At 37.8% G+C, this 23,095-nt stretch carries 29 protein-coding genes; 16 read left to right on the top strand and 13 right to left on the bottom strand.

What is annotated here, in order from left to right:
- From ACO1O5_RS10825 to ACO1O5_RS10800, 6 genes are all read right to left on the bottom strand, one after another.
- Window positions 1-145: inorganic diphosphatase (locus ACO1O5_RS10825; protein WP_486270079.1), on the bottom strand; the 145-nt coding region annotated here is incomplete at its 3' end.
- A 189-nt stretch (window positions 146-334) separates the two neighbouring features.
- Window positions 335-685: a DUF190 domain-containing protein gene (locus ACO1O5_RS10820; protein WP_486270078.1), complete on the bottom strand. Its 351-nt coding sequence runs from the start codon at window positions 683-685 to the stop codon at window positions 335-337.
- Window position 686: 1 nt separating this feature from the next.
- Complete coding sequence (gene crcB, locus ACO1O5_RS10815; protein ID WP_486270076.1) at window positions 687-1,058, bottom strand: fluoride efflux transporter CrcB; 372 nt, start codon at window positions 1,056-1,058, stop codon at window positions 687-689.
- Between the two features lie 36 nt (window positions 1,059-1,094).
- Window positions 1,095-1,499: a hypothetical protein gene (locus ACO1O5_RS10810; protein WP_486270075.1), complete on the bottom strand. Its 405-nt coding sequence runs from the start codon at window positions 1,497-1,499 to the stop codon at window positions 1,095-1,097.
- Between the two features lie 95 nt (window positions 1,500-1,594).
- Complete coding sequence (locus ACO1O5_RS10805) at window positions 1,595-2,152, bottom strand: nuclear transport factor 2 family protein (RefSeq protein WP_486270074.1); 558 nt, start codon at window positions 2,150-2,152, stop codon at window positions 1,595-1,597.
- A 154-nt stretch (window positions 2,153-2,306) separates the two neighbouring features.
- Window positions 2,307-3,281: a PhoH family protein gene (locus ACO1O5_RS10800; protein ID WP_486270073.1), complete on the bottom strand. Its 975-nt coding sequence runs from the start codon at window positions 3,279-3,281 to the stop codon at window positions 2,307-2,309.
- Window positions 3,282-3,474: 193 nt separating this feature from the next.
- Here ACO1O5_RS10800 and ACO1O5_RS10795 point away from each other — a divergent pair, with 193 nt between their 5' ends.
- Both ACO1O5_RS10795 and ACO1O5_RS10790 read left to right on the top strand, forming a co-directional pair.
- Complete coding sequence (locus ACO1O5_RS10795) at window positions 3,475-4,041, top strand: c-type cytochrome (RefSeq protein ID WP_486270072.1); 567 nt, start codon at window positions 3,475-3,477, stop codon at window positions 4,039-4,041.
- Between the two features lie 11 nt (window positions 4,042-4,052).
- Window positions 4,053-4,751: a DUF3667 domain-containing protein gene (locus ACO1O5_RS10790; protein ID WP_486270070.1), complete on the top strand. Its 699-nt coding sequence runs from the start codon at window positions 4,053-4,055 to the stop codon at window positions 4,749-4,751.
- Between the two features lie 6 nt (window positions 4,752-4,757).
- Here ACO1O5_RS10790 and ACO1O5_RS10785 read toward each other — a convergent pair whose 3' ends face one another.
- The gene (locus ACO1O5_RS10785; protein ID WP_486270069.1) at window positions 4,758-5,900 is read right to left on the bottom strand and encodes an esterase-like activity of phytase family protein; all 1,143 of its coding nucleotides are present in this window, start codon (window positions 5,898-5,900) and stop codon (window positions 4,758-4,760) included.
- A 142-nt stretch (window positions 5,901-6,042) separates the two neighbouring features.
- Between ACO1O5_RS10785 and ACO1O5_RS10780 the strand changes: the two genes are divergently transcribed.
- Complete coding sequence (locus ACO1O5_RS10780) at window positions 6,043-6,528, top strand: DoxX family protein (RefSeq protein ID WP_486270068.1); 486 nt, start codon at window positions 6,043-6,045, stop codon at window positions 6,526-6,528.
- Window positions 6,529-6,597: 69 nt separating this feature from the next.
- Here the strand turns inward: ACO1O5_RS10780 and ACO1O5_RS10775 are convergent, their stop codons facing one another.
- Entirely contained in the window at window positions 6,598-7,716 is a 1,119-nt protein-coding gene (locus ACO1O5_RS10775; RefSeq protein WP_486270067.1) for a mandelate racemase/muconate lactonizing enzyme family protein, read from the bottom strand.
- 81 nt (window positions 7,717-7,797) lie between these two features.
- Complete coding sequence (locus ACO1O5_RS10770; RefSeq protein ID WP_486270066.1) at window positions 7,798-10,296, bottom strand: TonB-dependent receptor; 2,499 nt, start codon at window positions 10,294-10,296, stop codon at window positions 7,798-7,800.
- Between the two features lie 70 nt (window positions 10,297-10,366).
- Between ACO1O5_RS10770 and ACO1O5_RS10765 the strand changes: the two genes are divergently transcribed.
- Window positions 10,367-11,209, top strand: coding sequence for a hypothetical protein (locus ACO1O5_RS10765; RefSeq protein WP_486270065.1), 843 nt, complete (start codon window positions 10,367-10,369; stop codon window positions 11,207-11,209).
- A gap of 32 nt (window positions 11,210-11,241) precedes the next feature.
- On the opposite strand, the gene rpe is transcribed toward ACO1O5_RS10765, so the two are convergent.
- Together rpe and ACO1O5_RS10755 are read right to left on the bottom strand one after the other, a co-directional pair.
- Window positions 11,242-11,886, bottom strand: a complete 645-nt coding sequence (gene rpe / locus ACO1O5_RS10760; protein WP_486270064.1) for a ribulose-phosphate 3-epimerase — start codon at window positions 11,884-11,886, stop codon at window positions 11,242-11,244.
- A gap of 70 nt (window positions 11,887-11,956) precedes the next feature.
- Window positions 11,957-12,763: a tetratricopeptide repeat protein gene (locus ACO1O5_RS10755; protein ID WP_486270062.1), complete on the bottom strand. Its 807-nt coding sequence runs from the start codon at window positions 12,761-12,763 to the stop codon at window positions 11,957-11,959.
- 98 nt (window positions 12,764-12,861) lie between these two features.
- Between ACO1O5_RS10755 and ACO1O5_RS10750 the strand changes: the two genes are divergently transcribed.
- Entirely contained in the window at window positions 12,862-13,959 is a 1,098-nt protein-coding gene (locus ACO1O5_RS10750) for a TolB family protein (protein ID WP_486270060.1), read from the top strand.
- A gap of 71 nt (window positions 13,960-14,030) precedes the next feature.
- Window positions 14,031-14,816 (top strand): M12 family metallo-peptidase, encoded by a 786-nt coding sequence (locus ACO1O5_RS10745; protein ID WP_486270059.1) that lies wholly within the window; start codon window positions 14,031-14,033, stop codon window positions 14,814-14,816.
- Between the two features lie 51 nt (window positions 14,817-14,867).
- Here ACO1O5_RS10745 and ACO1O5_RS10740 read toward each other — a convergent pair whose 3' ends face one another.
- Window positions 14,868-15,380, bottom strand: a complete 513-nt coding sequence (locus tag ACO1O5_RS10740; protein ID WP_486270057.1) for a metallophosphoesterase family protein — start codon at window positions 15,378-15,380, stop codon at window positions 14,868-14,870.
- A gap of 182 nt (window positions 15,381-15,562) precedes the next feature.
- Between ACO1O5_RS10740 and ACO1O5_RS10735 the strand changes: the two genes are divergently transcribed.
- Together ACO1O5_RS10735 and ACO1O5_RS10730 are read left to right on the top strand one after the other, a co-directional pair.
- On the top strand, window positions 15,563-16,720 hold the full coding sequence (locus ACO1O5_RS10735; protein WP_486270055.1) for a homogentisate 1,2-dioxygenase: 1,158 nt from the start codon (window positions 15,563-15,565) through the stop codon (window positions 16,718-16,720).
- A 154-nt stretch (window positions 16,721-16,874) separates the two neighbouring features.
- Window positions 16,875-17,279 carry a hypothetical protein gene (locus tag ACO1O5_RS10730; protein ID WP_486270053.1) on the top strand — a complete coding sequence of 135 codons (405 nt, stop codon included), beginning with the start codon at window positions 16,875-16,877 and terminating at the stop codon, window positions 17,277-17,279.
- Here ACO1O5_RS10730 and ACO1O5_RS10725 read toward each other — a convergent pair whose 3' ends face one another.
- On the bottom strand, window positions 17,280-17,963 hold the full coding sequence (locus tag ACO1O5_RS10725) for a hypothetical protein (RefSeq protein WP_486270052.1): 684 nt from the start codon (window positions 17,961-17,963) through the stop codon (window positions 17,280-17,282).
- A 90-nt stretch (window positions 17,964-18,053) separates the two neighbouring features.
- Here ACO1O5_RS10725 and infA point away from each other — a divergent pair, with 90 nt between their 5' ends.
- From infA to carA, 8 genes are all read left to right on the top strand, one after another.
- A complete protein-coding gene (gene infA / locus ACO1O5_RS10720) occupies window positions 18,054-18,272 on the top strand; it encodes a translation initiation factor IF-1 (RefSeq protein WP_150415914.1) in 219 nt (72 codons plus the stop codon).
- Between the two features lie 33 nt (window positions 18,273-18,305).
- Window positions 18,306-18,422, top strand: a complete 117-nt coding sequence (gene ykgO / locus ACO1O5_RS10715) for a type B 50S ribosomal protein L36 (RefSeq protein ID WP_083243899.1) — start codon at window positions 18,306-18,308, stop codon at window positions 18,420-18,422.
- A gap of 81 nt (window positions 18,423-18,503) precedes the next feature.
- Complete coding sequence (rpsM, locus tag ACO1O5_RS10710) at window positions 18,504-18,884, top strand: 30S ribosomal protein S13 (RefSeq protein ID WP_486270049.1); 381 nt, start codon at window positions 18,504-18,506, stop codon at window positions 18,882-18,884.
- Between the two features lie 138 nt (window positions 18,885-19,022).
- Complete coding sequence (rpsK, locus tag ACO1O5_RS10705; RefSeq protein WP_486270047.1) at window positions 19,023-19,439, top strand: 30S ribosomal protein S11; 417 nt, start codon at window positions 19,023-19,025, stop codon at window positions 19,437-19,439.
- A 154-nt stretch (window positions 19,440-19,593) separates the two neighbouring features.
- Window positions 19,594-20,199, top strand: coding sequence for a 30S ribosomal protein S4 (gene rpsD / locus ACO1O5_RS10700; protein ID WP_486270045.1), 606 nt, complete (start codon window positions 19,594-19,596; stop codon window positions 20,197-20,199).
- Window positions 20,200-20,257: 58 nt separating this feature from the next.
- On the top strand, window positions 20,258-21,253 hold the full coding sequence (locus tag ACO1O5_RS10695) for a DNA-directed RNA polymerase subunit alpha (RefSeq protein WP_486270043.1): 996 nt from the start codon (window positions 20,258-20,260) through the stop codon (window positions 21,251-21,253).
- Between the two features lie 95 nt (window positions 21,254-21,348).
- Entirely contained in the window at window positions 21,349-22,119 is a 771-nt protein-coding gene (rplQ, locus tag ACO1O5_RS10690; protein ID WP_486270041.1) for a 50S ribosomal protein L17, read from the top strand.
- Window positions 22,120-22,262: 143 nt separating this feature from the next.
- Window positions 22,263-23,095 (top strand): glutamine-hydrolyzing carbamoyl-phosphate synthase small subunit (gene carA / locus ACO1O5_RS10685; RefSeq protein WP_486270039.1); only part of this gene is annotated, 833 nt, incomplete at its 3' end.

Here is a 23,095-nt window from a genome sequence, read left to right as displayed (position 1 = left end):
TTACACGGTCTAATTTTAGCAACCCGGTTTTTTTATCAATTTCATATTTTGATTTAGAGCCTTCCGGTATTTCGATAAGGGCATTTACCAGGTGCGGAGCTTCCACTCCATAGTGGGCGCCATGCCAGGGATGTAAGACGTACATGTTTATTTTTTTTAAAGTTATAAAGAACAATTTACCATTAATCTGGTGTTATTGTAATTTTATTTGAGGGATCCCACAGAGGCACAACGGTCACGAAGCAATTTCCAGTGTGGGCTCAGCGGCTCCGCAGGAAAACTTATCGCGTTATAACGGATCTGATTCAAAATACTTAGTGCAAATAACCTTTATTTATTTTCTACCTGCACGGTACCGGATGACCTCTGCTTTTTCTAATGTTATTAACCCGCCTGATTTTGTTTGTTCAAATAGTTGTTCCACTGTTTTAGTAAACTCCCTTATTTTTTCTTCGGTGTCAACAATTTCGATAACCAAAGGTAAATCAGCAGAAATTTCAAAAAGTTTCGCTGTATGAACTTTGCTGTTGGCGCCGAAACCCATAATTCCCCGGGTGACTGTTGCACCGGAAAGCGCTTGTTTTTTTGCCTCAAAGACGATAGCTTCATAAAGGGGCTGATGGCCTGCCTTGTCCGATTCCCCGACGAAAATTCTCAGCAATTTTGCATTCGGATTATTTTCCATTTTACAAAAATTTAATTAATGAAATGCCAACGAAAGTTGCCAGTAAACCGAAAACAACGCTACTTGCCATGTATGTGAAAGCAGGCCATATTTGACCATCGCGAAGCATGCCAACGGTTTCATTTGAAAAAGAAGAGAAGGTGGTAAATCCTCCTAAAAATCCCGTTACTAAGAAAAGTCTCCATTCTGCCGTGAAGTGGCCTCTTTCGCTAAGGCCAAAAATAATACCAATAAGAAGGCAACCTATTATGTTAACACTCATGGTTCCAAAAGGAAATGTGGAAAGAAATTTGTTTTGCACAAACTGGGATAACAGGTATCGGCAAATGCCACCTATACAACTTCCAATTCCAATTGCTAAAATTATCTTCATTCCGCCGGGTTTATAACATTCTTTATTATTAAAAAATTACAGGTTGGTATTGAAAGTGTATTTAAAGTCAACAAGCCACTCATTATTTTTCTTTACCATCTTTAATTTCGATGGCTTATTCTTGTAGGTGTTAGAATAGGTGATGATGGTAACTGAATCGGATAATTGTTGTGTTGAATCAATTATGATATTGGCATTTTTGTATCCTTCTTTTTCAATATCACTTCTGTTACTGTTGAAATCTTCGAGGCCCTCAAAATATTGCATATTGGTACTATCCTGCAAAAGATATTTTTTGGCTTCGTCATAATCACCTTTCAAAGATGATTCAATAAATCCCCTGCCCGATTCGAGTGGGTCTTTCCTGCTTACTTTAGAAGAATGGTTGCAAGCTGTGATAGTAATAATTATAGCCAGCGTGCTAATTAATATTTTGTTCATTGGGTATTTTAGAAACTAAGGTAATTATCTTTCTTCTGTAAATAAAAAACTCCCGTTATATGGGAGTAATATTTTAAATAATTTGAATTGAAAACCTATTTTGCATCCTTGAGGATTTTATTCATGCTGTCGATCATTTTATGCGCATGTTCCATTTTTTCTTTTGAAATAGAATCAATGTTGGGTACTGACATGCCATTGATGTTTCCGAGAGAATCGATCATTCCATCCATGCCATGCTCTTTCATTTTTTTTCGTGCCATTTGTAAAATAGTTGGGAGGTTAACTGATACTTTCCATTGTGAGTTCTCCTTCTTTAGAGTAAAATCGATGACTTCTCCGGACTTCCTGTCTTTCACCGGGACTGTTGCATTATCTCCATTGATAACTGCATCTTCGATTTCAATATTTTCTTTCCGGTATTGTAATATCCGTGAACTGTCGTCATTCATGTTTTGCATAGCCATTTGTGCCATGTTCATCATTGGTTCGCTATCGTCCGTTGTATACTTTTTGGCTTCAGTAAAGTCTTTCTTTGCCATAGCATCGAAGAAGTTGGAAAGCACTGTTTTTGGATCTTTGTATGCACCGGATTTGCAACCTGCCAAACTTATTAATAAGGCTGTCAATGAAAATAAAAAAATCCGCTTCATAAATAATTGATTTTTTAAATCTGGCAAATGTAAACGCTAATTTATTAATTTTTGCAAATTACTTGTTGCAATAAATTCATCCTTCATCGGGTATTAAATAGAAAAAGCGGCCTTGCCGCCGCCTTTTTTTATAACTTATATTTTCAGAAGAAATTTATTTATGATCTTCCATTTCTTTTATTTTTTCTTTGTCGTATGCCCTTATAATTGCTTTTACGAGTTTATGTCTTACCACGTCTTCTTCGTCGAGCTCAACATGGCCTATTCCATCAATGTTCCTTAGAATTCTTACCGACTTTTCCAAGCCACTTCTTATTTTCGGCGGAAGATCTATCTGCGTAACGTCTCCCGTAATAATGGCTTTCGCGTTGGCACCTATCCTGGTCAGGAACATTTTAAGTTGCAGGTCAGTAGAGTTCTGCGCTTCATCCAAAATAATAAAAGCATTGTCGAGCGTACGGCCACGCATATACGCAAGTGGAGCTATCTCGATGGTCCGTGTCGTCATATAATAACCCAACTTGTCGGCAGGTATCATATCATCGAGCGCATCGTAAAGTGGTCTTAAATAAGGATCAATCTTTTCTTTAAGATCGCCCGGGAGAAATCCAAGATTTTCTCCTGCCTCGACCGCAGGCCTTGTTAAGATTATTTTTTTTACCTGCTTATTTTTAAGCGCCCTCACAGCAAGGGCAACAGCTGTATATGTTTTACCGGTACCCGCGGGGCCTATAGCGAAGACAATATCATTTTTATCAACGGAACTTACCATTAGTTTTTGATTGGCAGTTCGAGCCCGTACTGTTTTTCCGTTCGGGCCAAAAACTAATATATCGTTAGGATTTCTTTCGATAAAATTGTCAATGGTTTTCTCGTCATCACCTCCGAGTATCTGCTCGAGGTAATTTTCTGTCATATGGCCATTTCGTTCAAGATATTGCACGGCAAGATTTATTTTATCTCTCGCATCTTCAATTTGCTCAGGTGCACCACTAAGCTTAATCTGGGTTCCACGACTGAGAATTTTAAGACGGGGAAATTTCTTTTTTAAGATATCGAGCTTTCCATTGTTTACTCCAAAAAATTCAATAGGATTTACTGTTTCGAGGTTAATAATTGTTTCGGTCAATCGGGTTTACGTTTAAATTTTTAAAAATCATTCAGCACTTATTCAAATATAAAATTCTGATAAGCGTCTTTACTAAATTAGTTATTAACACTAAGTCAAAAATGTTAATTAAGTCATTTTAATGTACTCTAAAAATAATAGTTTTTTTTCAATGGTAGAATTTTCAATATTTTCGATATTCAAAATCGACAATATGAAAAAAAGTTTATTAGTAATTCTATCCTGCTTAGCAAGTGTAATCATATTCCAGGCGTTTACTACCTTGTATGAGCCACATTTTAAAAATCTGCAAATTTTACCTAAAGATATTTCAGGTCATGACCTGGATAGCGTCATGCATCACTTTACTGCTTCGCTGGGCGTAAAATGTAATTTTTGTCATGTTAGAAATGAAGAAGAAAAGAAAATGGATTTTGCCAGTGATGATAAACCGGAGAAAAAAATTGCCCGTAAAATGATGTTGATGGCCATTGACATCAATAAGAATTATTTTAAAGGAATGAAAATGGACCATGATATGATGGACCACGATATGGATATGGATAGCAGTATTCATAAAGATGGTGACCATGATACGATGGCGAATAAAGATATGGATCATAAGATGATGGATACCGCAACGGATGTTGGAGATGTACAATACATGCTACGTTCTGTAACTTGTTATACTTGCCACAGAGGCGATTCCCATCCTGAATCAAAAATACCTCCACGCCAGGAAGGCCCAAGGCCACCTGCGCCCGATAAGCCTGCCAACTGATAATAAATAATATGCCGGTTTGTAAGCATTGTAATCTTGAAGGAGATGGCAGCTATTGCTTTAACTGCGGCGAGATTTATAAGACTGACAGAGTTACGATTCACTCCCTTCTACATGAAGTGGTGCATACGTTTACCCATGCCGATAAAGGATTCTTTTATACCTTAAAAAATCTGGCGGTACATCCCGGCACTATGCAAAAAAATTATTTGCAGGGTGAAAGAAAAACGAATCAAAAGCCTTTTCCTTTATTTTTTATTTGTGCAAGTGTAGCAGCCATTGTATTACATTTTGTGAACGCAGTACCTCACGGCCATCACAATCATTTTGAGATTGTTAGGGAAAGCTTTTATAAAAATTACTTTGTAATTTTTCAATCTTTATTACTTCCGTTATACGCTTTTTGTACATGGCTGCTCTTTAATAGCAAAGCATTTAATTATGCTGAGGCATTGGTTTTATTTATGTATGCCCTTGGGTTTGGGCTGCTCGTTATTATCCCTATCAATTTTGCTTTATATTTATTCAAATCAGATAATGAAAAAACTATCGAAGTAATCGTATTAGGTATATATATGGTGTGGACTAATCTTAATTTTTTCAATGATAGGAAAAAGTGGCTCACTATCTCAAAGAGTATTATTTTGTTATCAGCCTGCTATGCTACTTCTTATTATTTCACCAGCGTGATAATAAACTTCATGCTTTAGATTTTATTAATTTATTTCAAATAATAAAACCTGCGTTTTTTCAAGCGGGTTAAAATTATTGTCGGCAATAAATAATAATGATCGTTTCCCTCCAGGAAGTATGGGCCCAAATGTTACACCTTCAATATTGTCAATGTAAATGCCCAGGTCATCCATATTTAGTAACAACTTTTTAGAGGCAGGTTTAATGTTGGCCTTGTTTTTTAAAGAAGCAATTGTATCAATATTATCTGCCGACGAAATATCTGTGAGGAAGACTTTTATAGTACACGCAGGATTGCCAGCAGAAAACGAGCGCTCAATAACCAGGAACTTATTTTTTTCTATAGATAAAATATCCGGGATTCCATTTATTTTAAAGGCATTTTCCGGTTCCGGAGCATGGGCTACCGGGTCGAGCACATAGGCATATTGCGCTTTGGTTTTTTTTGAGTTCATATCGAATTGCAGTATCCTGGTTATAGCTGTAGAATCGTTTACACCTGCCCGTGAGCCATCATCATATAAAGGCTCTTCAACGCTTACAAATAATGTTTTGTAATCATCTGCAAAAGTTACTCCTTCAAAAACACTATTTTGGCGCGGCCCCGATTCATAAGAATGCATGTGTAATTGAGTTGGTAACTGAAAAGTGTCTATGTAATTTCCATCGGTGAATATCTGGGTTATAGCTGGATCTTCGAGAATCAACTTGTCAGTCCTAACAACACGCTCGCCTTCACTGCTCCATACCATTGTATTATTTTTTGGATCGTAGCGTAATGCTTCCGGGTCCGGTGTGTGATAAGGATCGGTTTTGGAATTGGGATAATTGTTGCCCGAATTGTTTTTTAGAAATTTTACACCGGTAAATTCCACGCTGTCAATTTTGTTGTTTTTAATAATTATATGCGTTTCATAAAATCGTGCAGGATTCCTCTCAGATCTGTCATCTGAAATCATATAATAAACATTGCTCGCCGGATTATAATCTATTCCTGAAAGGCCGCCAATGATGGTATTTCTATAATTCAAATTAGATGGAACATCGTATTCACTGAGAAATTTTAAAGTGCCGGTTTTTTCACTAACGGTTGAATGTTTTACCGGGGAGCATGAAAGCCCCGCACATAAAATTATTGGAACCAAAATTGTGAAATATATTTTCATGGACGTTGGTTGAAAAGACGAATTTGAGAAAACATTTGCAGAGAAGAACGTCTTTGAAAATGGATGCATAATTATTAACTTTAGGTATAACATTCTTCGTAAGGTTTCAAAATATTTTGTTTATCAATTAAATTCTATAATTATGAAAGACATCGATATAACAGAAAAAGCAAGTATAGACCAGCCGCGTTGGCTAACCATACTAAGAATTGCGCTGGGCCTTATTCTTTTTTGGAAGGGAATTACTTTCATTCGTGATTCATCAGACCTTCAATTAATGCTGCATAGAATGGCAATTGGTGTTGTTGATAAAAATACGGAATGGATGGCATTCCTGATAAGTTATATTAATTTGTTAGGAGGGTTATTTATTATTGCCGGACTCTTCACAAAAACATCGTGCCTTGTTCAGATACCAATTCTTTTTGGAGCTGTATTTTTTGTAAATACAAAAGACGGACTGAACCAAAGTACATCTGAACTAATTCTATCTGCGGTAGTCTTGATCTTGCTGATTCTTTTTGCAGTAAAAGGTAGCGGCGTTTTGTCGGCTGACGAATATTTTCGAAGTTATTATAAAGCAGGATCGGAAGAAGGTCACACGAAAAAGTTTTTTAAACAGCCGTAATAATTGATTGTCCTAAAGGCAGCAGGTAACAATTGAAATTATTTTCTGTGCCGGCGAAAAGTACACATGTTAAATGATGATTTTCTCCAATTTATCTAATTGCTCTTTTTCTATCCATGCTCCCAGGCCGACAGTATCCGGCACCTTAACTACGCCATTGGGCTGATAGATGATTCCACCATTTACCGGATCTTTCTCAAACATTAGTGGCGTATCAAAATCGCAATACAAAATGTTTTTGCTGCTTAATGCCAAATGTGCATTTGCCGTCATGGCAATTTTTGACTCCATAAATCCACCCACCTGCATTTTCATATTTGCCTTCTCTGCCAGGGCAATTATTTTTTTCGCTTTAAACAAACCGGATGATTTCCCCAATTTTAAATTAAACATATCACACGCCTTCAATTGAATCAATCTTTTTGCGTCGTGATGATCACAACAACTTTCATCAGCCATTATTGGGATGGAACCTTTCTTTCTTACTTTTTGAAGGTTCATAAAATCCCATCGTGGTATGGGTTCTTCGCAAAACTGAATTTTATATTCTTTTAAAGCTGTTAATACTTTTACTGCAGTCTTTACATCCCAACCCTGGTTAGCGTCGATGCGTATCGGTATTTTTTTTCCAACCTCGTTCCTGATCGCTTTTATTCTCTCTACATCTGCTTGTTTATTTTCTCCCAATTTTACTTTAATAACACTATACCCGGCGTCCTTAATTTTCACTGCATCTGCTGCCATTTTTGAAGGTTCGCCAATGCTTACCGTGTAATCTGTTATTAAGTTTTTATTTTTTTTCCCGCCAAGAAATTTATACAGCGGCTCACCTGCATGTTGTGAAGCAATATCATACAAAGCAATATCAAATGCGCTTTTGACACTACTGTTTCCATAGATGGTTTTATCCATCACTTGCATACAGTTCTCAATATCCAACGCATTTTTTCCTTTCAATTTTTTGGCAAGCATTTCGCCAATTAAAAAACAGGTAGCCTGGGTTTCACCATTAATGGTCATGAATGGGCTGCATTCTCCAAAACCAACCATACCATTTTCTGCCCTGATAATAACGATTATATTTTCTGCATTGTAAATGGCCCCAAGTGAAATTACAAACGGTTCTTTTAACGGAATTAGTAATTTGTATAATTCTATTTGTGTAATTTCCAAATGCGGTGCGTTCATGTAATGGCTTGTTTTGTTCCTTATTTAATATAAGTTTTTATTATTGTGAATAGGCATTAGCGGTTCAAAATTACACGCTATTTAGAACCTCGCCAGTAATTTAAAATTAATAAGCCTTGGAGTTAGCCGGGTGGGTATGCTAAATGTATCATTAGCAAAATCTTTTATCAATTGATAGGAAACAGTATTTGCCCGATCAATTAAATTGAATACTTCAAGGCTTGCCCATATATTTTCAAAGCCACGAAAAGGAGAGTGGCTGCGCCGCAAAGATTTATCACTCAACAGCAACGCACTAAAACCGACATCTGCTCTTATATACGGTTCGATAATTAATGCATTACGATACTTCACGCTATTGGGGATGTTATAAGGCATATTGCTGCCATAAATAAGATTAAGGTGAACCCGAAAATTTTTATTGGTGCTTAAATAATCCTGTAAGAAGAGGCCGAGCGTAAGCAACCTGTCTGTTGGCCTCCTTATATAACCAACTTCAGTTTTTACACTATCTGCAACAACCTGGTCGCTGGTTTGGGAAGTAATAACCTGCCCTGCCGCATTTTTATAAGTAAAGTAAAAATCATTATTAAGATTTTCTTTTGTGCTGCTTAATCCAATACTAAACCAGCTTTCTGCATCTTTTACCAGTTCAGTAAAAACGCGGGTTTCAATCCCCGTGGCATATGCTTTGGCATTATTGTTTCCATAATATTGTATTCTTACATTATCGATGTCATAAATATCCACATCCGTAAGAGATTTATAATATGCTTCCGTAGTTATGCGCATAGGCCGGTCGCCGTTAGAAAGGTTATAATCAAAACCGGCAACAAACTGAATGCTTTTCTGGCTTTTTAATGCCTTATTTACGGTTCCGTCATATCGTCTCATTTCACGATAAAAAGGTGGTTGGTCGTATATTCCCGCGGATGCTTTTAGCACCATGTCTTTTTTCCAGGCGGGTTTATAACTAAACTGAGCCCGGGGGCTCACGATGAACTCGTGATTCAATGAGTTATAGTTAAACCGGGCGCCCACCTGCAAAGTAGCATCTCTAACGGAGTCGCTTAAACGAATATTATCCTGCACATAACCACTATACTTGTCGACCGAAAGACTGGTCGATGATTTTAATACCTTGTAAAGGTTGAGTTGGTTAGGATTGTAAGGCAACGAATATTCCGCACTATCCTGGTATTCCCATTCATTTAGTTTATCATGGATAATAGTATGGTCAATGCCGGCGCCCCATTGTATAAAATGCTTTCCTAAATCAAAACTTCCTTTGTGGCTGATGTTATAGACATCTATGTTCAATGCATTTCGTGCATAATTTTGATACACGCCTGCACCCAACGGGTTAACTATTTGCCCATAGCTTGCGCTCGTTTTATCAAAATCCCTTTCGCCAAAAAGATAAGCACCGGTGATATCAAAATTTTCATTTTCATTATCGCCATAATGGCTTGCCATCCATTTTAGTTTAACACGTTTATTTATTATTTGATTAAGACTTAAGCCAACAAGATTGGTGCTGTAATTATCCTTTTCCTGTCCGTCAAAAAATATATCAAGAGCGAGATCGGCTGTAAATAATGGAGAGAAAACGGCCGTCGATTTTTCGGCAGATTGGGGAACTAAAGTAAACTTAGAGCCCGAAAGTATTCCCAGTAACTCGAGTTGTAATTTGTCAGAAAGTTTATAAGTAATAAAAGCCTGAAGGTCTGCAGCAGAAGGAATATAATTTCCCTTTACTTCCTGGCTGCTTAATAAATCTTTGTTGGTTTTGCTGCGAACGCCAAACAGCCACGTGAGTTTCTTATCTTTCGATGCGCCTTCAATATGGAAGCCTTGTTCCAAAAGACTTATGTAAGCAGAGCCACCAAACGATGTTGGCTTTTTGTATTGAATATCTAGTACGCTGCTTATTTTGTCACCGTATTTTGCCTGGAAACCGCCATTATAAAAACTGATATTTTTGGCAAGTTCAGGATTTATAAAACTTAACCCTTCCTGTTGCGCATTGCTAACTAAAAATGGGCGATAAATTTCGAAATCATTTATATAAATAAGATTTTCATCGTAGTTGCCGCCACGAACCGAATACTGGGAAGTAAGTTCATTGTTACTACCTACAAGTATTTTAATGAGGGCCTCTACGCCTCCCGTTGCACTTGGTAAAGTAGTAGTACTTTTCGGATTTATTTTTACCAGGCCCGTTTCAGTCCGTTCCCTTTTATCATTTATCACAACATCTTTCAGAATTTTACTATTTCGTTCGAGCTTTACCGTTAGTTGCTCTTCTTCGTTCTCACTCAGGTAAAAATTCTTTTGCTCGTCGCGGTATCCTGTAGATGAAAATATTAATGCAAATGCTTTTTCTGCGGGAACTTTCATGCGGTAGGTGCCGGAATCGGAACTGATGATACCCTTTTGTTTGCCTAATATGGTAATACTCACGCCCGGTAGTGGGTTCTCATTTTCATCAATTACTTTACCCGATACATAAGCAGCCTTCTTTTGTGAAAAGCCTGAAAGCGTTATTAATACAAGGATAAAGGAAGCAGCTATTCTCATAAAGTGAAGATAATATTTTATGGATTACATTATGTTGTCCATTCCCTTTCAATTTTATTATTTTTGAAAAATGAGAAAGAGATACATTATTTTTTTATTTGTTATTTCATTATTGCCCGTTGATTGTTCCATGCAGCAGCAACACAAAGATGACAAAATTGTAGATGAAAAGAAGCCGGTAATAAGAGATCCTTTTCACAAGCTTTGTCAGTATTGGGAAGTTACGGATGCTGAAAACCCAACTTTCAGAGATGTGTACGATCACCAGGAAGAAGGGGTTTATAATTATCCCGGTATTATTTTTATGACCGACTCAACTTTTCTTGAAGGTCCAATGGCGACTATGCGCTATGGGAAATTCACATTGAAAGGCAAAGTAATTGACGCCCTGTTTGATGACGGCAAAAAAGCAGTTTACACGATAATGAATGTACAAGGCGACACGATGGAGTTTCGCAGGGTTGAAAAAGACCGCACTACCTTACTTTATGTAAGAGGTAATAATGTTTTCTGGCCGGATGCGTCACTAAACCCGTTTAATAAAATAAACAGCCAATGGAGAATACGACCGTCCAAAATAGAAAGCCCGCAGGAATTAAATGAAAGGTTGAAAGGATGTGTTCAGTTTTATGAATACCTGTTTGCAGGCAATGCTGAAAGTGAAAATAGCGACGTAAACTTTAGTGGATTGCCAACTTGTTTTAAATGGTACCAGGGTGGCATTTTGGTGATGTCCGAAAAACATCTTGATAAAAAATGGATCAATTGTTTTTATTCTGACGAGCAGGCTTTGCAAGCAAGACAAATAATGGAAGATGCCGTTACTACAAAAAAATATAACTGGGACACAACTCAAACAAACTGGCTAAAACAAACAGCGGATGTGTTAAAACAAATACATGACAAAATGTAGGTGTAAGTTGTGAATATTGAGATTGAAATTATTCAGATCGTCTTAAATTTTCTTATCGTTTCTTTCGGATCATCAGAACCAAAAATCGCATTACCTGCAACAAGTACATCAGCGCCTGCATTCAAAATTTCTTTTGCATTTTGTAACGATACACCTCCGTCAACTTCAATTTTAGCGGAAGAACCAGTCTCTTCAATTAATTTTTTTAAATCTTTAATCTTTTGAATTGAATAAGGAATAAATGTCTGTGCGCCGAATCCCGGGTTTACACTCATGAGGTTTACGAGGTCGATATCGGTAATAATGTCTTTTAGAAGTATCACGGGTGAATGCGGATTAATGGCAACACCGGCTTTCATACCCAGGGTTTTTATTTGCTGAATGTTGCGGTGCAAGTTCGTACACGCCTCCAAATGAACCGTTAGTCCGTCGGCGCCGGAATCCTTAAATTCATGTGCATATTTTTCCGGCTCCAATATCATAAGATGAACATCAAAGAATTTGGTGCCAATTTTTTTTAGTTGTTTAATGATGTTCATGCCGTAACTGATGTTCGGGACAAATCTTCCATCCATTACATCGAGATGAAACCAGTCTGCTTCACTTTCATTAACTAATTTGCAGGCATCAGCAAGGTGTAAAAAATCAGCGGCTAATAAAGAAGGGGCAAGTATCATGAATGAGTTATTAAATGTTATTTGTTACGAACCTTCATTTCCTAAAAATTTGAATTGTTTATTGTTATATCTATTGACTTTTATTTTGAAGGCTATCGAGCGCTGCTCGTGCTTCAACAAAATTCTTATCATATAAAAGCGCCATTTGAAAATTTTGGATGGCACTATCCGTATTATCCAGTTTTTCATAGCATCTTCCCATCCAGTAATAACCTTCATCAAAGTTATTTTGAACCGTTACGGCTCTTTTTAAAACCTCTAAGGCATCCCTGTATTTTCCTAAGCCATACAAAGCAATTGCTTTTTCCCGGTAAGAAAACATGTAAGTGAAATCCATGTGGAGACTGCTGTCAAAATAATCAATGGCCTTAAGCTTATCGTTTTTGTAACTGTAATACAGTCCCTTTAAAAACATCGCATCGGCCCCGGATTTTACACGATTGGCTTTCAACAATCCATTAGCAATAATTAATGATTTAGGATTTTTTACTTCAGCATAAATAGTTCCAAGAGCTACAAGGTATTGAGGTAACGGGTAAATATCGACCGCGTGTTCCAAAGCATTTATGGCGTTTACGGTATCGTCGTTTTCAAAATGCAAAGTGGCTTTCATATTCCATAAGTATGCATTATTACTGTCTTTTTTTATTTGCGCATCTATCAGTGCCAATGCAGAATCATATGAACCTTCGTCACTGTATGCTTCAATCAGGTTCTGCACGAGTATAAGAGAATCCGGATATTTTCTTATCGCTATTTTTAAAGATTCTTTCGAGTTTGCAGGGAGAACGGGCTGAGTTTTATCCTTTGAGTTGTCGTTACATGAAAAAAACATTACAAAAATGACGCAACTTACAATACCTGAAATTGTTTTCATCATCTCACAAATTTACTGTAATGAATTTTCATTATTTTAATCAACGTGAATTGCAAATATAAAGTTTGGCTAAATTACAGGCCATTTTAAAAGATAGTATGGCAAAAATTTTTATTCCACTTATAAGTTTTGTGTATTTCTGTTTTAGTTTTCAAAACAAAACTGATTTGAATAATTCAGCAACTAATAACGTCGATACGCTTCGTTATGCTGAAGAGCATCATTTTAAAAATATGCGCCAGCTTACATTTGGCGGCGATAATGCAGAAGCCTATTTTAGCTTTGACGGCAAGTATGTTATTTTTCAGAGAAAAAATGAAACGCAGGGAATCATGTGCGACCAGATTTGGATGGGGAAAATTCCGGAAAATGCAGATGAACCTTTTACTCCCAAACTGGTAAGTACCGGTACCGGTCGTACTACCTGTTCTTATTTTTATCCCGATGGAAAACATATTTTATACGCATCCACGCACCTCGCTTCCAAAGAGTGTCCGCCAGTACCAGATAGAGAAAAAATGAAACGATACATCTGGCCAGTGTATGAAAGCTTCGATATTTTTAAGGCCGATACTAATGGAAATATTATCCAACAACTTACAAATGCAAAAGGTTACGACGCTGAAGCAACGATTTCTCCCAAAGGCGACAAAATGGTATTTACGTCTATGCGTAACGGTGACCTTGACCTGTATACAATGGATCTTGATGGAAAAAATGTTAAGCAAATAACTAATACACTGGGCTATGACGGCGGTGCCTGGTTTAGCCCCGATGGAACTAAAATTGTGTGGCGTGCGAGCCGCCCTAAGACGCAGGAAGAAGTTGAAGATTATAAAAATTTATTATCGCAAGATCTTGTAGCACCAACTTCAATGGAAGTATTTGTTGCCAACGCAGACGGTAGCGATGCACACCAGATTACTTTTCTTGATAAGGCTAATTGGGCTCCCAATTTTACGCCCGATGGAAAGCATATTATTTTTTGCAGTAACCATGAATATACAAGAGGCTTTCCTTTTAACATGTACATCACAGATATTAATGGTAGTGGCCTGGAGAAAATAAGCAGGGATAAAGGTTTTGACGCATTTCCCATGTTTAGTCCTGATGGTAAAAAAATAATGTTTAGCAGTAATCGTAATAATGGCGGTGGACAAGGCATCAATATTTTTATTGCAGATTGGGTGCCCTGATGAAGTATCGATGCCAGCTTGTAGTTATCGATTTTAATTGAAGAGAAGACAGGCAAAATTTCAAATAGTTTATGGTAAAAAAGTTTAGCTGTATCAGATCGAAATTTGTCAAGGTCGCTGCTACCTGCTTATTAATTATTTTCTATTTTTCAGGTTGTTCAAAAACTGATTATCGCACCGGGCTAGCCGCCATCAATGCTGCTAACGATAAGATTACCGGTTCTTCTGGCAGAGACTTGCTTACTTCGGTAAATTTTAGGCAGATGAATATCGAAATACAATACATGACGGGGTTTGCTCCTGATGTTGCCTCGTTAAATAATCTTACTACTTTTTTAAATTCTTTAATAAACAAGCCCGGGGGAATAGCAATATCGCAAAAGGAAATACCTGCTGGCAATAAAGCGTCTTATACCATAAATGACATTGCTGGTATAGAACAGAAGAACCGGACAAGTTTTACGTCAGCTAACCAGCTAGGTGTTTATGTTTTAATTACAGACGGTGCATATAGTGACGCGTCTGCACTTGGAGTTGCCTATCGCAACACATCGCTTTGCCTTTTTGGCAAAACCATTTTCGATAATTCGTCCTCTATCGGGCAGTTAAGCAGAACGCAGCTTGAGTCAGCCGTGGCGGAACATGAATTTGGTCATCTACTTGGCCTGGTTGACCTTGGAACTCCCATGCTTACAAAACATAAAGATGATGGCCACGGCAGACATTGCAACGTTAAAAACTGCCTTATGTATTACGCCACAGAAACAAGTGATTTTTTCGGATTGGTTGTTACAGGAAATATTCCTGCGCTTGATGCGCAATGTTTAGCTGACCTGCACGCAAATGGCGGCAAGTAGTTGTGAAGTATAAGGTAAAAATTTGTAGGTATCAAGAATCAAGTACCCGATTCAATTTAACTCAATCACTTCGCAATCTCTAATGTCCTTTCGGTCTATCACAAACCGAATGATCGTCCTCACTTTATGCCAACCTTGCTTGCCAGCAGCACCGGGATTCATGTGGAGACAATTTAATTTATCATCATACATGATCTTAAGAATATGTGAATGCCCGCTGATGAAAAGCTGTGGTCGCTGAATCAGCAGCTCTTTTTTAGTTTCTGGATTGTAACGAGGCGGATAGCCGCCTATGTGCCGCATCATCACTTTCACATCTTCACACATAAATACTAACTGTTCGGGGTAAACGCTCCTTATGTCATATCCATCAATGTTTCCATAAACGCCTCTTAGCGTGGGTGCCGGGTTACTCAAAGTGGCCAACTGTCTTACCAGCTCACTCGCAATTTCGATTGTTCCAAAATCGCCGGCATGCCATATTTCATTACAGTTTTTAAAATGTTCAGCAACGGTGGGGTCCAGAAAATGATGTGTATCTGATAATAAACCGATCTTAGTCACGATGTATAATATAAGCCGTAAATTTACAAAGCAAATAATTTACGATGCCGTTCTTCCGAAACTTTACCTGGTATATTGATAAAAGAACCTGGAAATATTTTTTTCTCATGATGAGTTTAGAATTATCCAACGGTTGAGAATTATAGTCCGAGTCCTCAATTCTTAATTTTTAATTCATCGATATGCCACATTATCACAAATCAGGTTCTATACCCCATAAACGCCACACCCAGTTCCGCAAGCCGGATGGTAATTTATATTCAGAGCAATTGTTTTCAACCGAAGGATTTTCGTCAGACTCATCATTGCTGTATCACACCCATCCGCCAACGCAGATTATAAAGACCGATAAACCTTATTCCGTTGCGCCAGAAGTGGCGGAAGAGAAAATGCTTAAGCATCGGAGTTTCCAGGGTTTTAACATTAAACCCGAGAAAGATTATATTGATAGCAGAAAACCGGTATTGGTGAATAACGACTGCCATATTTCATTGGCTGCGCCGGAAAAAAGCATACAAAAATATTTTTATAAGAATGCGGATGCAGATGAAATAATTTTTGTACACGAAGGCAGTGGCAAACTAAAAACGCAATACGGGGAATTGGCTTTTGCTTATGGCGATTACCTGGTTATTCCAAGAGGTTCCATTTACCAAATTGAGTTTAATAAAAAGGATAACCGTCTATTCATTGTAGAATCGTTTAGCCCTGTGCGTTATCCTAAAAAATATTTAAGCAATTACGGCCAGTTGCTGGAAAATTCTCCCTATTGTGAAAGAGATATCCGACAGCCGGAAAATTTACAAACCATTGATAAAAAGGGCGACTTTCTAATTATGACTAAAAAGAGAGGCATGATGTATGGCATTCATTACCTCCATCATCCCTTTGATGTTGTTGGCTGGGATGGCTGTTGTTACCCCTTTGCTTTTTCCATTCATGATTTCGAACCTATAACCGGGCGGGTCCATCAGCCACCACCTGTGCATCTTACGTTTGAGGCCCACAATTTTGTAGTCTGCTCTTTTGTGCCAAGGATGTACGATTATCATCCGCAATCAATCCCCGCGCCATATAACCACAGTAATATCGATAGCGATGAGCTGCTGTATTATGTTGATGGAGATTTTATGAGTCGCAAACATGTTACCAGGGGTATGATGACATTGCATCCCGGCGGAATTCCCCATGGGCCTCATCCGGGCGCTGTTGATAAAAGTATTGGAATGAAGGAAACGAAAGAACTTGCTGTAATGGTTGACACCTTTCATCCTCTACAATTAACAAAACAGGCCCTTGAAATTGAGGATGACAATTATGTGATGAGTTGGGCTGAGTAGGAGGGTTATATTAGTCTGCTATTTTTTAACGTAGGCGCCACTTTCAGCTTAGTATAGAAATGTGCTGACTTTTGAGTAATCTATGAATTAACGATTTTCTGATTGTACAAATAATTCTAATTTTTCCTAAATTGAGCAATAAAACAAAATTGATATGATAAAATTCAACGATTTAAAGGCGGGAGATTATGTACTTGCCGAAAGTGACGGACAGGCATGGGCTGGTGAGGTTACAGACTTCAATCACGATGAAAAAGAAATTAGTGTGTACAATGGTGTGCAGGATTTTTGGTTTAAGGGCGAAGAATTATTTCCGCTTCCTCTTGATGAAAATCAGTTACTAAAATTAAAATTTACAAAGCACGTGAACGACGATGGTTCCGTAAAATATATGAAGGGGGCATTCCGGATTCAAACTCCTCAGCCGGATAACTTTTCAAACTTTGAAATTTGGTACAGGGACGAAAAGCGCATTATGACGCAGCCCATATCTGTTCATCAGTTGCAAAATCATTACCTGGAAATGACCAAGGTTCATCTTACCGACGATCCGATCTGATCAGAAAAGCGTCGCGCTTGTTAGCAGGCTGCTGATATTTGCGTATTTAACAACACCGGAATAATTCAGGTTGATAATAGTTGAATTAGCAATCATACCATATTTAGGAGCGTAAAACATATTTATGGAACTTGTTAAAGCGTTCGCCGGAATTAGTGAGGACGAAATGGAAGCCGTCACATGAATCACGTTGGTATAAGGTTGATTATTTACCGTTTTGGAAATTCCTTTTTCGGCTATAGTATAGGTAATAGTGAGAGGAACGGCAATGGGAACACCCGGAACTGTCACACTCAAATTTTCCGTCCATTTAGTACCGACGTCCGCATTGACTTTCAGGTATAAATTTTCGAAGGCAGTGGCGCCGAAACCGGCTGGCAAAGAATCGAATTGATAATAATTATCCCCTGTTAAATTGAGATATTGAGATCCGCCTCCAGAGTTGGTATATATATGATATGATTTGCTGTTAATCGTTGTATCGTTGTGGGCCGAGGTCAGGGTGTAATCAGAATTGACCGGTGTGGCTGCGGATGAATCGACCTGGTGATATTTCCACGTGCTTCCGGCTGTGGTAGTTATATAAACATCCTGCTGCATTGGTGGAGTTGTAGTAACAGATTTCTTTTTACAGGAAATGGCAATAAGTATAATTACTGGAAGTAAAAGGTTTTTTATTTTCATATTCTGGATTTTTTGCAAGTAACTGTAATAATAAGCCTTTTTTTGTGAAATTAAAATATTTAAACTTATCTTTGCGCTCCCAAAATCAATATGGCCAAGCAAGCACTCATTAAACAAGACGGTACAATCCTGGAAGCCTTATCCAACGCGATGTTCAGGGTTAAGCTTGAGAACGGCCACGAGATTTTAGCCACTATTTCTGGCAAGATGCGCATGCATTACATCAGAATTTTGCCGGGAGACAAAGTAGGAGTGGAAATGAGTCCTTACGATTTATCGAGGGGGCGTATCATATTCAGGTACAAATAAAAAGGTATCACAAGCAAATAAAAAAGTGAAATCATGAAAGTAAGGGCATCCATTAAAAAAAGAAGTGTTGATTGCAAGATTGTGAGGCGCAAGGGAAGATTGTACGTAATCAACAAAAAAAATCCTCGCTTTAAGCAGCGGCAGGGATAATCATAAAAAATAACAAAATAAAAAAAACAAGAACCAAATTGCGATTTGAGATTTGGTCATTGGAATTTAAATTTAAACATTATGGCTCGTATTGCCGGTATTGATTTACCAAAAAACAAAAGGGGAGAGATTGGTCTTACATATATATATGGAATTGGCCGTTCTACTGCCCGTTATATTTTAGATAAGGCAAATGTTAACTACGATAAAAAAGTGAATGAGTGGAATGATGAAGAGCAAACTTCTATTCGAAATGTAATTAGTGGAGAATTTAAAACAGAAGGTGCTTTAAGAAGTGAAGTACAAACCAATATCAAGCGTTTGCTGGATATTGCCTGTTATAGGGGCCTCAGGCACAGAAAGGGTTTACCATTGCGTGGCCAGCGTACCCGTACTAACAGTCGCACCCGCAAAGGAAAACGTAAAACAGTTGCCGGTAAAAAGAAGGCACCTAAGAAATAATTAAAATTAATTTCCTATAGGAAATTTTATAAGGCTTGTTTTTTGAATTGAACCCAGATAACTAAAAGCCGGTAGGAGGGTAGATTCAATTCCGGTCAATCGGGATAAAATTTTTTAAGATTACCTTTTAATACAATTATGGCAAAAGCAACAAATGTAAAAGCAACAACCAACGCAAAGGCTTCTTCTAAAAAGAGAATTGTGAAGGTTGATGCATTCGGAGATGCTCACATCGTAGCAAGTTTCAACAACATCATCATCAGTTTAACCAACAAGCAAGGCCAGGTTATTTCATGGTCATCTGCAGGTAAAATGGGTTTCAGGGGCTCTAAAAAGAATACTCCTTATGCAGCTCAAATGGCCGCTTCAGATGCAGCAAAAGTTGCATTGGATGCAGGCCTCAAACGTGTTGATGTGTTTGTAAAAGGACCAGGTTCCGGCCGCGAAGGCGCCATCAGGTCTCTTTCCCAATCAGGATTGGAGATTGTGATGATTAAGGACGTAACACCTCTACCTCACAATGGTTGCAGGCCTCCAAAGAAAAGAAGAGTTTAATATTATGTGCGAAGTTGGATGTACGATGTACGATTTTACATCACACATCAAACATCAAACATCGTACATCTTACATATTTTCATAACCGGGTATATCATTAATTTTTGATTTTTAACGATGATATGCCGACACTAAAAAATCAATACATAAATTATGGCTCGGTACACAGGACCAAAAACAAAAATCTCCAGAATCTTTGGAGAGCCCATTACAGGTAATGGGAAATGGTTGACAAAAAACAGTAATCCTCCCGGCATGCACGGTGCAGCACGCAAGCGCAAAAGCCTTGGAGAGTATGCATTACAGCTTCGCGAAAAGCAAAAAGCCAAATACACGTATGGTGTATTGGAAAAGCAATTCCGTAACACATTTACAGAAGCATCACGCCGCAAAGGTGTAACAGGTGAAAACCTTATTAAGCTTCTGGAAGCACGGCTCGATAATACAGTTTATCGTATGGGTATTGCCCCAAGCCGCCAGGCCGCAAGGCAACTGGTTTCCCACAAGCACATTACTGTCAATAATCATGTCGTAAATATTCCATCTTATTCGCTGAACCCGGGTGACATTATCGGTTTAAAAGAAAAGTCGGCTGATAATGCTTCTATTACCGGAAACCTCCGGCCAAAAAATCCAAAGTTTAATTGGATTGAGTGGAGCGAAGGAACTAAGCAAGGAACTTTTATCGCTTATCCTGAAAGAGAAAGTGTTCCCGAAAATATTAAGGAGCAATTGATAGTAGAATTGTATAGTAAGTAAGAACAGCGGGTTGAAAAGTTCAAATAAATAATTAAATCAAATCAAAACAAAATAAAAAATGGCCATTTTAAATTTTGTAAAGCCAGACAAAATCGTTCTTCAAAAAAGTAATGATTTTGAAGCACAATTCGAGTTTCGCCCTTTAGAACCAGGCTATGGTGTAACCATAGGTAATGCCTTGCGCAGGGTATTGCTTAATTCATTAGAAGGTTATGCAATAGTTGGGATCAATATCGCGGGGGCAGACCATGAATTTGCTACAATCAAAGGCGTTACTGAAGACGTTACTGAAATTATTCTTAACCTTAAACAGGTTCGCTTTAAAAAGAAAGTGGATCATGATGCAGGTACAGAAAAAATCAGTCTATCATTAAAAAACAAATCTGAATTTACTGCCGGAATGATCGGAGAGGCTTCTCCATCGTACCAGGTTATGAATCCTGATTTGCTTATTTGTACCATGGATACTTCTGCAAAACTTGAGATTGAAATTACCATCGGTAAAGGACGTGGATATGTTCCGGCAGAAGAAAACAGGGAAAAGAGTTCACACTTTGGTTACATTCCTGTTGACTCAATTTATACGCCCATTAAAAATGTAAAGTATAGCATTGAAAACACAAGGGTTGAACAAAGAACCGACTTTGAAAAATTGGTAATGGATGTTGTTACAGATGGCACTATCCATCCGGAAGAGGCAGTGAAGCAAGCGTCAAGAATTTTGATACAGCATTTGATGATCATCACCGATGAAAATATCACTTTCGATAGTAAAGAAGAGAAGAAAGAAGATTTGGTTGATGAGCAAACATTACAACTTCGCAAAGTATTGAAGACACCGTTGGAAGATTTGGATCTTTCGGTAAGAGCTTTCAATTGTTTGAAAGCTGCAAAAATTAATTCATTAAGTGAATTGGTTCAGTACGAGCAGGAAGACCTTATGAAATTCAGAAACTTCGGTCAAAAATCTTTGAGTGAAATTGAACAGGTGCTGAATGAAAGAGGCCTTGGATTTGGAATGGATCTTAGCAAACTAAAACTCGACGACGAGTAATACATAATTGAATGCTGAATGTAAACTATTCAGCATTCTTCATTTATAACAAGGGTTATAATTCCTGACACGGTATAACCTACAAAAAAACAGTCATGCGTCACGGAGATAAAGGAAATAATTTAAGCAGAACAGCAAGTCATAGAAAGGCGTTATTAAGCAATCTTGCCTGCCAGCTGTTTCAGCATAAGAAAATCGTAACAACATTAGCAAAAGCCAAAGCTCTTCGCCCCTATGTTGAACCACTGATTACAAAATCAAAAGACAATACTACTCATCAACGCAGAATTGTATTTAGCCATTTACAGGATAAAGATGCTGTAAAGGAATTATTTGATGTAATAAGTGCTAAAATTGCATCCAGGCCTGGTGGTTATACTCGGGTTATTAAACTGGGAAAGAGAGTGGGCGACAATGCAGAACTTGCTATGATCGAATTGGTAGATTATAACGAAATCTACGGTAAAGGGAAAGGTGAAGCTGTTGGAACTGCTAAAAAGACACGTCGGGCAGGTGGACGTAAAAAAGCAACAACTGAAGCTGTGGCTAATGACGCAAGTGAAGTGGTTAAGGCTGAAGTAGCTGAAGAACCTGTTAAAGCAAAATCGACAAAAAAGCAAGACGATCTTACAAAGATTGAAGGCATTGGGCCTAAAGCTGCTGAAGCGTTGCAGGATGGTGGCATAAAAACATTTGCAAAAATGGCAAAGAGTACACCCGAAGAATTAAAAGATATTCTTGAAAAATCCGGCGGACATTTTAATGCTTTAGATCCTGGTACATGGCCTCAACAAGCTGAATTGGCGGCTGCTGACAAGTGGGACGAATTGAAAGAACTTCAGGATAAATTGTTAGGAGGTAAATAAAGTTGCTATTTAATTTCACATATTATTTCATGTCCCGCCTGGCGGGACATTTTTTTTATACCTGTTTAATTAATTGTTAGGAAAAAAAAACTGTATGCTCATATATTCTGCTCACATTTTCTTTTATTTGCAAAACCTTATACATGTCTGAATCAAGATCCTTACAACCTGCCGTTTTAATTTTAGAAGACGGAAATATTTTTCACGGAAAATCATTCGGTAAAATTGGAACCACAACAGGTGAAATCTGCTTTAATACAGGAATGACCGGCTACCAGGAAGTTTTTACTGACCCAAGTTATTATGGGCAGGTGATCATAATGAATAACGTTCATATTGGAAATTACGGTGTAAAGGATGGTGATATAGAAAGTGATTCTGTAAAAGTGAAAGGTGTTATTGGAAGAAATTTGGAACAGCAATATTCAAGGTTTGCCGCCAATGATTCTTTACAGGAATATTTTATTAAACAAAATATTGTAGCAATTGATGAAATTGACACGCGTGCTTTAGTGATACATATTCGCCAGCAGGGTGCCATGAACTGTATTATTTCAAGCGACAACGATAATTTGGAAGAACTTAAAAAGATACTTTCTCAAGTTCCATCTATGAACGGCCTCGATCTTGCCTCTACAGTTTCAACAAAGGAGAGTTATACATTGGGCGATGAAAATAGCAACCTACGGGTAGCCGTACTCGATTTTGGAATTAAGAAAAATATTTTGAATTGCATGGTGGAAAGAGGAGCGTATGTAAAAGTTTTTAATGCCGACACAGATTTTGCCGAGCTTGAAAAGTTTTCACCTCATGGTTATTTTATAAGTAATGGTCCCGGCGATCCGGAGCCTTTGCATTATGCAGTAAAAACAATCAAGGAAATTCTCCAGGCCAGAAAACCTTTGTTTGGCATTTGCCTCGGGCAACAATTATTGGCATTGGCAAATGATATTCCCACCTTCAAAATGCATCATGG

The organism is Ginsengibacter sp. (assembly GCF_057362405.1).
This window is presented reverse-complemented; position numbering and strand designations above follow the sequence as displayed.